General features: G+C 71.1%; 8 protein-coding genes. 6 read left to right on the top strand and 2 right to left on the bottom strand.

The features are described 5' to 3' along the window. Positions 1-130: 130 nt before the first annotated feature. Genes ACFWBT_RS35775 through ACFWBT_RS35785 form a run of 3 tightly spaced genes read left to right on the top strand, consistent with a single transcriptional unit; the run spans position 131 to position 5212 of the window. Complete coding sequence (locus tag ACFWBT_RS35775; protein WP_385707123.1) at positions 131-2137, top strand: beta-galactosidase; 2007 nt, start codon at positions 131-133, stop codon at positions 2135-2137. After that, positions 2134-4458: a glycoside hydrolase N-terminal domain-containing protein gene (locus tag ACFWBT_RS35780; protein ID WP_385707124.1), complete on the top strand. Its 2325-nt coding sequence runs from the start codon at positions 2134-2136 to the stop codon at positions 4456-4458. The genes ACFWBT_RS35775 and ACFWBT_RS35780 overlap by 4 nt, the downstream gene beginning before the upstream one ends. 37 nt (positions 4459-4495) lie before the next feature. Continuing rightward, complete coding sequence (locus tag ACFWBT_RS35785) at positions 4496-5212, top strand: hypothetical protein (RefSeq protein ID WP_385707125.1); 717 nt, start codon at positions 4496-4498, stop codon at positions 5210-5212. A 48-nt stretch (positions 5213-5260) separates the two neighbouring features. On the opposite strand, the gene ACFWBT_RS35790 is transcribed toward ACFWBT_RS35785, so the two are convergent. Together ACFWBT_RS35790 and ACFWBT_RS35795 are read right to left on the bottom strand one after the other, a co-directional pair. After that, entirely contained in the window at positions 5261-7303 is a 2043-nt protein-coding gene (locus ACFWBT_RS35790) for a TIM-barrel domain-containing protein (RefSeq protein ID WP_385707126.1), read from the bottom strand. Positions 7304-7492: 189 nt separating this feature from the next. Further along, positions 7493-8506, bottom strand: coding sequence for a LacI family DNA-binding transcriptional regulator (locus ACFWBT_RS35795; RefSeq protein ID WP_385707127.1), 1014 nt, complete (start codon positions 8504-8506; stop codon positions 7493-7495). Between the two features lie 425 nt (positions 8507-8931). Here ACFWBT_RS35795 and ACFWBT_RS35800 point away from each other — a divergent pair, with 425 nt between their 5' ends. The 3 genes from ACFWBT_RS35800 (at position 8932) to ACFWBT_RS35810 (ending at position 13992) form a co-directional block, all read left to right on the top strand. Continuing rightward, complete coding sequence (locus tag ACFWBT_RS35800) at positions 8932-10863, top strand: acyl-CoA dehydrogenase family protein (RefSeq protein WP_385707128.1); 1932 nt, start codon at positions 8932-8934, stop codon at positions 10861-10863. A 571-nt stretch (positions 10864-11434) separates the two neighbouring features. Then, positions 11435-12691, top strand: coding sequence for a 1-deoxy-D-xylulose-5-phosphate reductoisomerase (dxr, locus tag ACFWBT_RS35805; RefSeq protein WP_385707129.1), 1257 nt, complete (start codon positions 11435-11437; stop codon positions 12689-12691). Next, entirely contained in the window at positions 12688-13992 is a 1305-nt protein-coding gene (locus ACFWBT_RS35810) for a M50 family metallopeptidase (protein ID WP_385707130.1), read from the top strand. The genes dxr and ACFWBT_RS35810 overlap by 4 nt, the downstream gene beginning before the upstream one ends. Positions 13993-14026 lie beyond the last annotated feature (34 nt).

The following is a 14026-nucleotide window of genomic DNA, read 5'->3' on the forward strand; positions in this document are numbered from 1 at the left end:
GGCCGTCCCGGGCTCCCCCCGGCCGCCCCCCGCCCCCCACACCCCGCGCCACCCCCCCACCCGCCCGGCCCCCCCTGCTCCTGACCAGAGGTCGGCCGCGGCGGTCCACTCCCCCCGATCGAGGTAGGTCATGCGCACGCCCCGCGGAACCGGTCCTGAGTCCGGGCGGCCGAGTCTGAGCGACGCCACCCGGGGCCGCATCCTCTTCGGGGGCGACTACAACCCCGAGCAGTGGCCCGAGGAGACCTGGCGCGAGGACGTCCGCCTCATGAAGGAGGCCGGCGTCAACTCCGTCACCCTCGGCGTCTTCTCCTGGGCCAGGCTGGAACCACGCCCGGGAGCCCGGGAGTTCGGCTGGCTGGACCGGCTGATGGACCTGATGCGCGAGCACGGCATCGGCGTCGTGCTCGCCACCCCCACCTCCTCGCCGCCCCCCTGGATGGGCCGGCTGCACCCCGAGACGCTGCCCCGGGACGAGGACGGCCGCACCGAATGGTGGGGCTCCCGGCAGCACTTCTCGCACTCCAGCGCCGTCTACCGCCGCTGCGCCGCCGCCATCACCGAGGACCTGGCCGTCCGCTACGCGAAGCACCCCGCTCTCACGATGTGGCACATCAACAACGAGTACTGCACCTTCGACTACGGCGACGAGGCGGCCGCCGCCTTCCGACGCTGGCTCCAGAACCGTTACGACACCCTCGAAGCCCTCAACACGGCCTGGGGAACGGCCTTCTGGAGCCAGGGATACGACAGCTGGCACGAGGTGCTGCCGCCCCGTCACGCGCACTACATGAAGAACCCGACCCATGTGCTCGACTTCAAGCGGTTCACCTCCGACATGCTCCTGGAGTGTTACGCCGCCGAGCGGGACATCGTCCGCCGCCACAGCCCGCACACCCCGGTGACCAGCAACTTCATGCCGATGTGGGTCGGTCAGGACGCCTGGCGGTGGGCCGCCGAGGAGGACGTCGTCTCGGTCGACCTCTATCCGGACCCGCGCGACCCCCTCGGCGCGCAGCACGGCGCGCTCGTCCAGGACATGACGCGCTCCCAGGCCGCGGGCGGACCCTGGATGCTCATGGAACAGGCGGCCGGGGCGGTCAACTGGCGTGGCGTGAACCACCCCAAGCCGCGCGGACTGAACCGCCTGTGGTCGCTCCAGGCGGTGGCACGCGGCGCCGACGCCGTCTGCTACTTCCAGTGGCGGCAGTCCCGGCAGGGCGCCGAGAAGTTCCACTCGGGGATGATCGGGCACGCGGGGGAGCGGGGCCGCATCTTCCAGGAGATCAAGGCGATCGGCGCCGAACTCGCCCGGATCGGTGCTCAGGTGACAGATGGTCACGTTCACTCGGACATCGCGATCCTGCACGACTGGAACTCCTGGTGGGCGGGAGCGCAGGACGGCCGGCCGTCCTCGGAGGCCGATTACGCCGAGATCGTCCGGGCCTGGCACCGCGCCCTGTGGGAGGCCCACCTCACCACCGCGTTCGCGCATCCCGAGCACGACCTCTCCGCGTACCGGATGGTCGTCGTGCCCCAGCTGTATCTGCTCACGGACGCGGCGATCGACAACCTCCTCGCCTACGTGCGATCGGGCGGGACGCTCGTCTGCGGCTTCCTCACCGGCGTCGCCGACGAGGACGACCGGGTACGGCCGGGCGGCATGGACGAGCGGCTGCGCGAGCTGTTCGGCATCCGCACGCTGCACGAGTGGTGGCCGCTGGACGCGGGAGAGACCGTGGCGTGCGACGGCTTCTCGGGCACGCTCTGGTCCGAGGAGATCGAGCCGGACGGGACAGCGGTCGTCGAGACCCGCTTCCGGGGCGGCGAACTGGACGGACTGCCCGCCGTGCTCGGCAAGGGCACCGCACGGTACCTCTCCACACTTCCCGAACCGGCGGCCCTGCGCGAACTGCTGGCCGGGGCGGCGCACGGCGCGGGCGTCCGGCCGGTGCTCGACGGACTGCCCGACCGTGTCGAAGCCGTGCGGCGCGGTGACCTGCTCTTTCTGCTCAACCATGGGCGCGACGCGGTGACCGTCGAGGTCCCGGGCAGCCACCGCGACCTGCTCGGCGGAACGTCCTTCACCGACTCCGTACGACTGGAGCGCCACGGAGCGGTGGTGCTCGCACCATGACGGACCACGCGCGCACCGACGGCGCCGCCCGCGCCGGCGCCCGAAGCGAGGACGCCCGAAGCGAGGACGCTGCCACCGCCGGTACCCGAACGGACGGCGCCCGTACCGCCGCCCCCGTCCACGGCACCTGGGAACCCCGGCCCGCCGCCCGCTGGGAGGACGCCTTCCTGAGCGGGAACGGCACACACGGCGCCATGGTGTTCGGTGATCCGAACGACGATCGGGTGATCGTCAACCATCACCGCCTGATCCGTCCGAACGGCAGCGCGGACGCGCGCCCGCCCGAACTCGCCGACCGCCTCACCGACGTACAGGACCGGCTGCTGGCCGGAGACGTGACCGCCGGGGAGGACTTCACCGACGGACGGCCGCTGCTGTGGGTGCAGCCCTTCCACCCCGCCTTCCAGGTGCGGCTGCGCCGCCCGGCCGCGCGGTGGCGCGCCTACCGGCGGGAGGCCGACTTCACCACCGGCGTCGTCCGCGCCCTGTGCGACGACCGGCGCGACGAGGTCTTCGTCTCGCGCGCCGACGACGTGATCGCGCAGTACGTGACCGCCCCCGACCTCACCCTCGACGTGACGCTGGACCACCGGCTGCCGGGCGCGCCCGCCGACCTCGCGGTGGGGCACGGAGCCGTCCTCACCCCCGAGGGCGCCCTCCTCACCCTGCGCGCCCGCTATCCGGGCAGCGACCTGGCGTACACCGGGGTCACGCTCCTCGTCACCGACGGCCGGACCCGTCCCGCCCTTCCCGGCGTACGGGTCCGGGGCGCCCGCTCGATGCTGCTGCTCACCCGGGTGCGCCGACACCCGGGCGAACCGGACGTTCTCGCCGAGGTCCGCGCGCTGCGGGAGCTGCTGCCCGAGGCCGGCCACGCCGAGGACGAGATCGAGCGCGCCTACGCCCACCTGCTCGCCCGTCACACCGCCCTGCACCGGGCCGCCTACCTCCGGGTCACCCTCGACCTGCACGCCGACCCTGCCGAACGGGCCCTTCCCGGCTCGGAACTGGTCCGGCGCCCGAAGAGCCCCGCCCTCCTGGAACGGCTCTTCGCGGCCGGCCGCCACCACCTGCTGTCCGCGGCCGGGACGCTGCCGCCCCGGCTGACCGGGCTCTGGACCGGCGACTGGGACACCGCCTGGTCGGGGGCGTTCACCACGGACGCCAACCTCAATCTGCAGACCGCCTCGGCCGCGGCGGCCGCGCTCCCCGAGGTCACCGAGGCTCATGCCGCCCTGATCCAGGCCCAGTTGCCGCACTGGCGGGACAATGCCCGGGCGGTCTTCGGCGCTCGCGGTGTCGTGGCCCCCGCCCACACCGACGGAGAGTCCGGCCACATCCGCCACCTCAGCCGCGCGTACCCGCTGCACGTGTGGACCGCGGGCGCCGACTGGCTGCTCAAGCCCCTCGTGGACCACGACGAGACCCGCGGCGAACGCGACCCGCGCCTCGCCGCCGCACTCGCCGAAGTGGCCCGCTTCTACGAGGACTTCCTGACCCGGACCGACGACGACGGCCACCTGGTGATCGTGCCGTCGTACTCCCCGGAGAACCGTCCCGCGAACGCCGGATGGATCACCGTCAACGCCGCCATGGACCTCTCGGCGGCCCGGCACGCCCTGCGCACGGCGGCCGACTACCACCCGGGGCCGGACGCCGAGCGGTGGCGCGCGCTCGCGGACCGGCTGCCGCCGCACCGGGTCAACGCCGAGGGCGCGCTGGCCGAGTGGGCCAGGCCCGGACTCGACGACAGCTACGACCACCGGCACCTCAGCCACCTCTACGGGGTCTGGCCGCTCGACGAGATCCACCCGTACGACACCCCCGAGCTCGCCGCGGCGGCCCGTCGCGCCCTCGAACTGCGGGGCGCCGAGAACGACTCGGCGCACGGCCACCTCCACCACGCCCTGGTGGCCGCCCGGCTCGGGGACGCGCAACGCGTGGCGGGCGCCCTCGACAACGTCCTGGCCGGGGACTTCTTCCACGTGTCCCTGATGAGCGGCCACTACCCGAACCGGCACGTCTACAACGCCGACGCCGCCCACACGCTGCCCGCCGTGCTCATCGAGGCGCTGATCCACTCCACGCCGGAGCGGCTCGTCCTGCTCCCCGCACTGCCGCCCGCCCTCCCGAGCGGCGAACTCCGCGGCATCCGGACGAGGTTCGGCGCGGAGGTCGACCTCACCTGGACCCCCGACGGTGCCACGGCCGTGCTGCGACCGGCCCGCACCTGCCGCATCGATCTGCAGACTTCCGCCGGCGCGCGACCGCTCTCACTGAGCGCCGGAGAAGACCGCGTCCTCACCCTGGGGCCGCGGTAGACCCCCGCACCTCCCCCCACCCATGGAAGGGACACCCATGGCACTTCGCACACCGCGCAGGATCACCAAGGCCCTGCTCGCCCCCGCGCTCGCGCTGGGCGCCACGATCGGCCTCGCCTCCGCCCCCGCCCAGGCCGCCGTCTGGTCCTCCTGCGACCAGTGGGGCAACACCACCCTGGGCGGGTACACGCTCTACAACAACATCTGGGGCTCCGGCGCCGGCAGTCAGTGCGTCTGGGCCAACTCCGGGACCAACTGGGGAGTCTGGGCCAACCACCCGAACACCGGCGGTATCAAGTCCTACCCCAACTCGAAGAAATACGTCGGCAAGACGATCTCGGGGCTGTCCTCCCTCACCAGCACCTACAACGTCACCGTCCCGTCCTCCGGCGCGTACAACACCTCGTACGACATCTGGGACACCGACTACGACTACGAGATCATGCTGTGGGTCAACTACCACGGCGCCGTCGGCGCGCTCGGCACCTCACAGGGCACGCTCACCCTGAACGGCAACACCTGGACCGTCTACAAGGGCAACAACGGCGCGAACGACGTCTTCTCGTTCCTGCGCAGCTCGGACTCCACGTCCGGCACCATCAACATCCTCCCGATCCTGAAGTGGATCGCGAACACCAAGGGCTGGATGTCCAGCGGCGAGACCATCGGCGACGTGCAGTTCGGCTTCGAGATCACCTCGTCCGCGGGCGGTCTCGACTTCGCCGCCAACAACCTGACGGTCAGCAGCGGTTGATCCTCGCGTGACAGTGCGGCCGGCCGCCCCCGGGCCGGCCGCACCCGGCTATTCGGCCACCGGCAGGAGTGCCCCGTCCCGCAGGAAGAGCGGTATCCGGTCCAGCGGCGCGTCGACCGTCACGGACGCGCCTCCCTCGTACGTCTTCCCGGTCCACGCGTCCGTCCAGCGCGCGCCCGCCGGGAGGTACGCCGTACGGGCCGTCGCCCCCGCGGTCAGGACCGGCGCGACGAGCAGGTCCGGGCCGAAGAGATAGGCGTCGTCCACCGACCAGGCCGCCTGATCGCCCGGGAACTCCAGGAGCAGCGGGCGCATCACCGGCAGCCCCTCCTCGTGGGCCTCCCGCATGACGTCCAGCACATAGGGCTTCAGGCGCTCGCGCAGCCGCAGGTACTTCTCCATGATCGCGCCGGCCTCCTCGCCGTACGACCAGACCTCGTTCGGGCCGCCGGTCATGTCGGGACCGAGCGGCAGGCCCGGGTCGCGGAAGCCGTGCAGCCGCATCAGCGGGGACAGCGCGCCGAACTGGAACCAGCGGACCATGACTTCGCGGTACGCCGGGTCGTCCGGGTCGCCGCCGTGGAAGCCGCCGATGTCGGTGTTCCACCAGGGGATGCCGGACAGGGCTGTGTTGAGGCCCGCGGCGATCTGGCGGCGCAGGGTCGCGAAGTCGGTCCCGATGTCGCCGGACCACAGGGCGGCCCCGTACCGCTGACTGCCCGCCCAGGCCGAGCGGTTGAGGGAGACGATCTCGGTCTCCCCGGCCGCGAGCAGGCCCTCGTAGAAGGTGCGGGCGTTCTCGCGCGGGTAGAGGTTGCCCACTTCGAGACCCGGGCCCGCGTGGTAGCGCAGGTTCTCGGAGAAGCCCGGTTTCAGCTCCGGCTCGCAGGCGTCCAGCCAGAAGGCCGAGATGCCGTACGGATCGAGGTAGTTGTCCTTCACCCGCGACCACAGGAAGTCGCGTGCCTCGGGGTTCGTGGCGTCGTAGAAGGCCACCTGGACGGTGGAGGCGACCTGCTTGTCCGGCCAGTCGGCGTGCGCCATCGGTCCGTACTCGGTGCCGATGAAGTAGCCCCGCTGCTCCATGAGCTGATGGTTCTCGGAAAGCGGCGAGACCGAAGGCCAGACGGACACGACCAGTTTGACGCCGAGACCGGCGAGTTCGGCCTGCATGGCCGCCGGGTCGGGCCACTCGGCCGGGTCGAACTTCCAGTCGCCGAGGTGGGTCCAGTGGAAGAAGTCGCAGACGATGACGGACAGCGGCAGACCCCGGCGCTTGTACTCCCGCGCCACGTCGAGGAGTTCGTCCTGGGTGCGGTAGCGCAGCTTGCACTGCCAGAATCCGGCCGCCCACGCGGGCAGCATCGGCGTGCGGCCGGTCGCCGCGCTGTAGCGGCGCTGGGCGTCGGCCGGAGTGCCCGCGGTGATCCAGTAGTCGATCTGGCGGGCCGAGTCGGCGACCCAGCGGGTGCCGTTGCCCGCCAGCTCCACCCGGCCGATGGCCGGGCTGTTCCACAGGAGGGTGTAGCCGCGGCTGGAGGTGAGCACCGGAATGGTGACCTCGGCGTTGCGCTGGATCAGGTCCAGGACCGCGCCCTTCTGGTCGAACAGCCCGTGCTGGTGCTGCCCGAGGCCGTACAGCTTCTCGCCGTCGTAGGCGGCGAAGCGCTGCTCCAGACGGTGGTGGCCGTTGCCGGTCGGGGTGTACAGCCGCGGGCCGGGCCACCAGAAGTGGGCGCGCTCCTCGGCGAGGAGCTCACCGCCGTCGTCGGTGCGGGTGAAGCGGACGAGCCCCTCGGCGCTCACCTCGACGGTCAGCGCGCCGACCGTCAACCGGGCTTCGCCGTCGCGGAGTTCGAGCGTGCTCCCGGTGGCCTGCCGTTCGTCGAGCAGGGCTCCGGGCAGGCCTTCGAGCACGGGACCGCTGAGGCGGGCGCGGACCCGGACCGCGTCGGGGCCCCAGGGGTCGATCCGGAGGGTCTCGGTGCGGCCGCTCCACTCCAGCGCGCCGTCCCGCTCACGGAACGTGCCGACGGTCGGGGAGGACTGCGCGAGGCTGACCTGGGGCTGGTTTTCGGCAGGCTGATTCACGTGGTGTGCTCCTGAAGGAGTGCAGACATGAAGGAGTGCGGACAGGGGGAGTGCGGACAGGGAGGTGCCCTGGAAGGGGCGCGGCGCGGAGGGACGAGGAAAGTGCCCGGGCAGGGGACGCGAGCTGGGAAGAGGGACCCGCGGTCAGGGCGCCCTCGACAGGTCCTGGGTCGGGAAGAGGGGGACCGGTCAGGGAGCGGCCGGGGCCGGCCCGGTGCTCGCCCGAACGGTCAACTCCGGTGCGATCAGCACGACTTCGTCCTTGCCGTGCCCTTCGAGCTTGGCGATCAGATGCTCGACGGCGTGCCGGCCCATCTCCTGTGCGGGGATGGCGACCGAGGTCAGCCGCACCGAGGCCTGGGTGGCGACCTGGTCCGGGCAGATCGCGATCACCGACACGTCCTCGGGCACGGCACGGCCCTTCTGGCGCAGCAGCGCGAGCAGCGGTTCGACCGCCGACTCGTTCTGGACGACGAAGCCCGTGGTGCCCGGGCGCTCGTCGAGGATGCGGGCGAGGGTGAGGGCCATCGCGTCGTAGCCGCCCTCGCAGGGGCGGTGCAGCACGCGCAGGCCCAGCTCCCGGGAACGGGAACGGAGTCCGTCGAGCGTGCGTTCGGCGAAGCCGGTGTGCCGCTCGTAGACGGCGGGCGCCTCGCCGATGACAGCGATGTCACGGTGACCGAGCATCGCCAGATGCTCGGCGCACAGCGCGCCCGTCGCTCCGAAGTCGAGGTCGACGCAGGTCAGGCCCGTGGTGTCGGCGGGGAGGCCGATGAGTACGGACGGCTGGTCCGTCTCGCGCAGCAACGGCAGCCGCTCGTCGTCGAGTTCGACGTCCATCAGGATCATCGCGTCGGCGAGCCCGCTGCCCGTGACCCGGCGTACCGCGTCGGGCCCCTCCTCGCCGGTGAGCAGCAGGACGTCGTACCCGTGGGTCCGGGCGTTCGTGGCCACCGCGATGGCGATCTCCATCATCACGGGTACGTACATGTCGGTGCGGAGCGGAACCATCAGCGCGATGATGTTGGACCGGCTGCTCGCCAGGGCCCGGGCGCCCGCGTTCGGGTGGTAGCCGAGCTCCTGGATGCTCCGCTCGACCCGCTGCCGGGTGCCCGCGGAGATGGACCGCTTGCCGCTGAGGACATAGCTCACCGTGCTCGCCGAGACTCCGGCGTGCTGGGCGACCTCGGCGAGGGTGACCATCCAGCTCTCCAAGCTTTGTGAAGCGCTTCGACAGTGCGCGTGGTGCGGATAGGGGCGAGTGAGGGTGGCTCGACATTAGCCGGGTGGAGGAAGCGTGTCCATAGGTTGTCGAAGCGCTTCGACAGCGAAATTCCTGAACGCGGTTCGGCACTCTCGTGAGCGTGCGACGGCCCCCTGACCGGCGTACACAGACCGTCCCCTGGGAAAGACCTTTGGCGCAATACCGTCGACGTGCCTGTCCGGGAGGGCGGGGCCCGGTGAGGGCCCGGGCGAGAGGGGTGCCGGCCCGCGCTCCGGCGGGCGCCCATGGGGCCGAACGCTGCGCGAGGACTGGTGGGGTCACCCGGAATCAGGTAAATACGATCGAGTAGAACCGGTCAGTAACGAACAGCCCCATGATCCCTATTCGCGGCGAGGTGAGCCTCATGTCCGCAACACCCCACCAGCCCACAGTCACCGAACGCGAGGCCCGGCAGGTCGCCGAGGCCGCGCGCGAACAGGACTGGCAGAAGCCCAGCTTCGCCAAAGAGCTGTTCCTCGGCCGCTTCCGGCTCGACCTGATCCACCCGCACCCGCTCCCGCCCGACGAGGACACCCAGCGCGGCGAGGAGTTCCTGGCCAAACTGCGCGACTTCTGCGAGACGAAGATCGACTCCGCCCGGATCGAGCGCGAGGCGCGCATTCCGGACGAGACCATCAACGGGCTCAAGGAACTCGGCGCCCTCGGTATGAAGATCGACACCAAGTACGGGGGGCTCGGCCTCACCCAGGTGTACTACAACAAGGCCCTCGCGCTGGTCGGCTCCGTGAGCCCGGCGATCGGCGCGCTGCTCTCCGCCCATCAGTCGATCGGCGTACCGCAGCCGCTGAAACTCTTCGGCACCCAGGAGCAGCGGGACACCTTCCTGCCGCGCTGCGCCCGCACCGACATCTCCGCCTTCCTGCTCACCGAGCCGGACGTCGGCTCCGACCCGGCGCGGCTCGCCACGACCGCCGTACCCGAGGGCGACGACTACATCCTCGACGGGGTGAAGCTGTGGACGACCAACGGCGTCGTCGCGGACCTCCTCGTCGTCATGGCGCGCGTCCCGAAGTCCGAGGGCCACAAGGGCGGCATCACGGCCTTCGTTGTGGAGGCCGCCTCGGAGGGTGTGACGGTCGAGCACCGCAACGCGTTCATGGGCCTGCGCGGCCTGGAGAACGGCGTCACCCGCTTCCACCAGGTGCGGGTGCCGGCCGCGAACCGCATCGGACCCGAGGGGGCGGGCCTGAAGATCGCCCTCACCACCCTCAACACCGGCCGCCTCTCGCTGCCCGCCATGTGCGTGGGCGCGGGCAAGTGGTGCCTGAAGATCGCCCGCGAGTGGTCGGCGGCGCGCGAGCAGTGGGGCAAGCCGGTCGCCTTCCACGAAGCCGTCGGCACCAAGATCTCCTTCATCGCGGCCACCACCTTCGCCCTCGAAGCCGTCCTCGACCTGTCGTCGCAGATGGCCGACGAGAACCGCAACGACATCCGCATCGAGGCCGCCCTCGCCAAGCTGTACGGCTCCGAGATGGCCTGCCTGATGGCCGACGAACTGGTCCAGATCCGCGGCGGCCGCGGGTTCGAGACGGCCGCGTCGCTGGCGGCCCGCGGCGAGCGCGCCGTCCCCGCCGAACAGGTCCTGCGCGACCTGCGCATCAACCGCATCTTCGAGGGCTCCACGGAGATCATGCATCTGCTGATCGCCCGGGAGGCCGTCGACGCCCACCTCAAGGTGGCCGGTGACCTCATCGACCCCGACAAGACCCTCTCGGACAAGGCGAAGGCGGGCGCGAACGCCGGTGTCTTCTACGCCAAGTGGCTGCCGAAACTGGTCGCCGGAGCTGGTCAACTCCCGCGCTCGTTCAACGAGTTCCACCACGAAGTGGACCTCTCCCCGCACCTGCGGTACGTCGAACGCAGCGCACGCAAGCTCGCCAGGTCCACCTTCTACGCGATGTCGCGCTGGCAGGGCCGCATGGAGACCAAGCAGGGATTCCTCGGCCGGATCGTCGACATCGGCGCCGAGCTCTTCGCGATGAGCGCGGCCTGCGTACGGGCCGAGCTCCTGCGCACCACAGGGGATCATGGCCGCGAGGCCTACCAGCTCGCCGACGCCTTCTGCCGCCACTCCCGCATCCGTGTCGAGGAACTCTTCGGACGCCTGTGGACCAACACCGACGACATCGACGCCAAGGTGGTCAAGGGCGTTCTCTCGGGCACCTACACCTGGCTGGAGGAAGGCGTCATCGACCCGTCAGGCGAAGGCCCCTGGATCGCCGACGCGACCCCCGGCGCGAGCAAACTGGAGAACGTCCACCGGCCCATTCGCTGACCTTTCTCCCAGAAATGCGCAACGGTCCCGTTCGCCCTTCCGCTGCGTGCCGCACCGGAGCCGTGCGTCAACGATGGAGGAGTCCGTCGGCCACCTCTTCGATCTCGACGCCGCGGCCCCGGCCACCGGGGCCCTCGAACGCCGCGACCGCGCCGACGGCCGCACCGTCACCGCGCCGACGGCCGCACCGTCACCGCGCCGACGGCCTCGCCTTCACCGCGCCGACGCTCGACACGGCGGACGGCGTGGTCGAAGGCGCGTTCGCCCGAACAGAGGAATCCGCGACCCCGCCGACCACCCCCGGACCCGCCGCCGGCCCGCACACCCGGCACCGCACCCGGCCGCCGCGGTCCGGAGCCGGGCGCCGCCGCAAGCGCTGACCTGCGGATCAGTACGGCGCCCGGCCACGCCGCGACCTCGCCGGTGCGCACCTGCCCGCCGCCGCCCGCGCGGAGCGTGGACGCCTCGCGCGAGCCCCTCGGCACGGCCGGGCTCCGGGAATCGGGGGCGCGGCGGCGGGAATGAGGGATGCCCTGTCCTTCCGCGTACCCGATGCGGCCACAATGGGGGGATGAGCGACAGTCCAGCCCCCCTCGCTGATCCGCATCTTGTCTTCGATCCCGTGGACGGAGTCCGGGATGTGGTGATCCTCGGATCCACCGGCTCGATCGGCACCCAGGCCATCGACCTCGTGCTGCGCAACCCCGACCGGTTCCGGGTCACCGCGCTCTCCGCCGCCGGCGGCAGGGTCGCCCTGCTCGCCGAGCAGGCCCACCGGCTGCGGGTGCGGACGGTCGCCGTCGCACGCGAGGTCGCCGTCCCGGCGCTGAGGGAGGCCCTCGCGGACCAGTACGGCCCCGGCGAGCCCCTTCCCGACATCCTCGCCGGAGCCGAGGCGGCCACCCAGGTCGCCGCCTCCGACTGCCACACCGTCCTGAACGGCATCACGGGTTCCATCGGCCTCGCGCCCACCCTCGCCGCCCTGGAGGCGGGCCGCACCCTCGCGCTCGCCAACAAGGAGTCGCTCATCGTCGGCGGCCCGCTGGTGAAGGCACTGGCCAAGCCGGGCCAGATCATCCCCGTCGACTCCGAGCACGCCGCCCTGTTCCAGGCGCTGGCCTCCGGCACCCGGGCGGACGTGCGCAAACTCGTCGTGACCGCCTCCGGGGGCCCGTTCCGCGGCCGTACGAAGGCCGAACTGGCGGACGTGGCGCCCGCCGACGCCCTCGCCCACCCCACCTGGGCCATGGGCCCGGTCATCACGATCAACTCCGCGACCCTGGTCAACAAGGGACTGGAAGTCATCGAGGCGCATCTCCTCTACGACATTCCCTTCGATCGGATTGAGGTGGTCGTGCACCCGCAGTCGTATGTCCACTCGATGGTGGAATTCACGGACGGCTCGACGATCGCCCAGGCGACGCCCCCGGACATGCGGGGGCCGATCGCCATCGGGCTCGGCTGGCCCGAGCGCGTCCCGGACGCGGCGCCCGCCTTCGACTGGACGAAGGCGTCGAACTGGGAGTTCTTCCCGCTCGACAACGACGCGTTCCCGTCGGTGGGGCTCGCCCGGCACGTGGGGCAGCTCGCGGGTACGGCCCCGGCGGTGTTCAATGCCGCCAACGAGGAGTGCGTCGACGCGTTCCTGAACGGCACCCTGCCGTTCAACGGGATCATGGAGACCGTCACCCGGGTCGTCGAGGAACACGGCACACCGCGTACGGGAACTTCTCTGACCGTCGCGGACGTCCTCGAAGCGGAGACCTGGGCGCGCGCCCGGGCCCGTGAACTCACGGCACAGACGACAACCGCGGAGGCTCGTGCATGACGACCTTGATGATGATCCTCGGCATAGTCGTCTTCGTGGTCGGCCTGCTCATCTCGATCGCGTGGCACGAGCTGGGACATCTGTCGACGGCCAAGCTCTTCGGCATCCGGGTGCCGCAGTACATGGTCGGCTTCGGCCCGACCATCTGGTCACGCAAGAAGGGCGACACCGAGTACGGCATCAAGGCCGTCCCGCTCGGCGGCTACATCCGCATGATCGGCATGTTCCCGCCCGGCCCGGACGGCCGCATCGAGGCCCGCTCGACATCCCCCTTCCGGGGCATGATCGAGGATGCCCGGTCGGCCGCCTTCGAGGAGCTGAAGCCCGGCGACGAGACCCGCCTCTTCTACACGCGCAAGCCGTGGAAGCGCGTGATCGTGATGTTCGCCGGTCCCTTCATGAACCTCGTCCTCGCCGTCGCGATCTTCCTCGGCGTGATGATGACGTTCGGCGTCCAGGCCCAGACCACCACGGTCGGCAAGGTCTCGGACTGTGTCATCGAGCAGAGCGAGAACCGGTCGAAGTGCGCGAAGGGCGACGAGGCGGCGCCCGCCAAGGCCGCGGGCCTCAAGGGCGGCGACAAGATCGTCGCGTTCGACGGCAAGGCGGTCGCGGACTGGGCCGCCCTCCAGGACGACATCCGGGCCAACCCCGGCAAGGACGTCACGATCACCGTCGAGCGCAAGGGGCAGCAGGTCGACCTGAACGCCCACCTGATCAAGAACCAGGTGAGCAAGACCGACGGCAACGGCGGCTATGTCGAGGGCAAGTACGTGTACGCCGGCTTCCTCGGCTTCACGCCCGCCACCGGCATCGTCCAGCAGTCCTTCGGACAGTCCGTGGAACGCATGGGCGACATGATGCAGAACGGCGTCGAGTCCCTGGTGGCGCTGCCCGCCAAGGTCCCCGACCTGTGGGACGCGGCCTTCGGCGACGGCCCGCGCAAGGCCGACTCCCCGATGGGCGTCGTCGGCGCGGCCCGCATCGGCGGCGACGTCTTCACGCTGGACATCCCGGCATCGCAACAGGTCGCGATGATGCTGCTGCTGGTCGCCGGGTTCAACCTCTCCCTGTTCCTGTTCAACATGCTCCCGCTGCTCCCGCTCGACGGCGGGCACATCGCGGGCGCGCTGTGGGAGTCGCTGCGCCGGAACACGGCGAAGGTGCTGAAGCGACCCGACCCGGGCCCCTTCGACGTGGCGAAGCTGATGCCGGTGGCTTACGTGGTGGCCGGAATCTTCGTCTGCTTCACCGTCCTCGTCCTGATCGCGGACGTGGTCAACCCGGTGAAGATCTCCTAGCAGGACGGCGTTGGCGGCGGCCGGGCACCCAGGG

The sequence above is a fragment of the Streptomyces sp. NPDC060027 genome, from assembly GCF_042737005.1.
In the GTDB taxonomy this organism is placed as follows: domain Bacteria; phylum Actinomycetota; class Actinomycetes; order Streptomycetales; family Streptomycetaceae; genus Streptomyces.

Coding starts and splice junctions, on each gene's coding strand:
- ACFWBT_RS35780 (WP_385707124.1), top strand. CDS start 2,134: ATGACGGACCACGCGCGCACCGACGGCGCCGCCCGCGCCGGCGCCCGA.
- ACFWBT_RS35800 (WP_385707128.1), top strand. CDS start 8,932: ATGTCCGCAACACCCCACCAGCCCACAGTCACCGAACGCGAGGCCCGG.
- ACFWBT_RS35795 (WP_385707127.1), bottom strand. CDS start 8,506: ATGGTCACCCTCGCCGAGGTCGCCCAGCACGCCGGAGTCTCGGCGAGC.
- ACFWBT_RS35785 (WP_385707125.1), top strand. CDS start 4,496: ATGGCACTTCGCACACCGCGCAGGATCACCAAGGCCCTGCTCGCCCCC.
- dxr (WP_385707129.1), top strand. CDS start 11,435: ATGAGCGACAGTCCAGCCCCCCTCGCTGATCCGCATCTTGTCTTCGAT.
- ACFWBT_RS35810 (WP_385707130.1), top strand. CDS start 12,688: ATGACGACCTTGATGATGATCCTCGGCATAGTCGTCTTCGTGGTCGGC.
- ACFWBT_RS35775 (WP_385707123.1), top strand. CDS start 131: ATGCGCACGCCCCGCGGAACCGGTCCTGAGTCCGGGCGGCCGAGTCTG.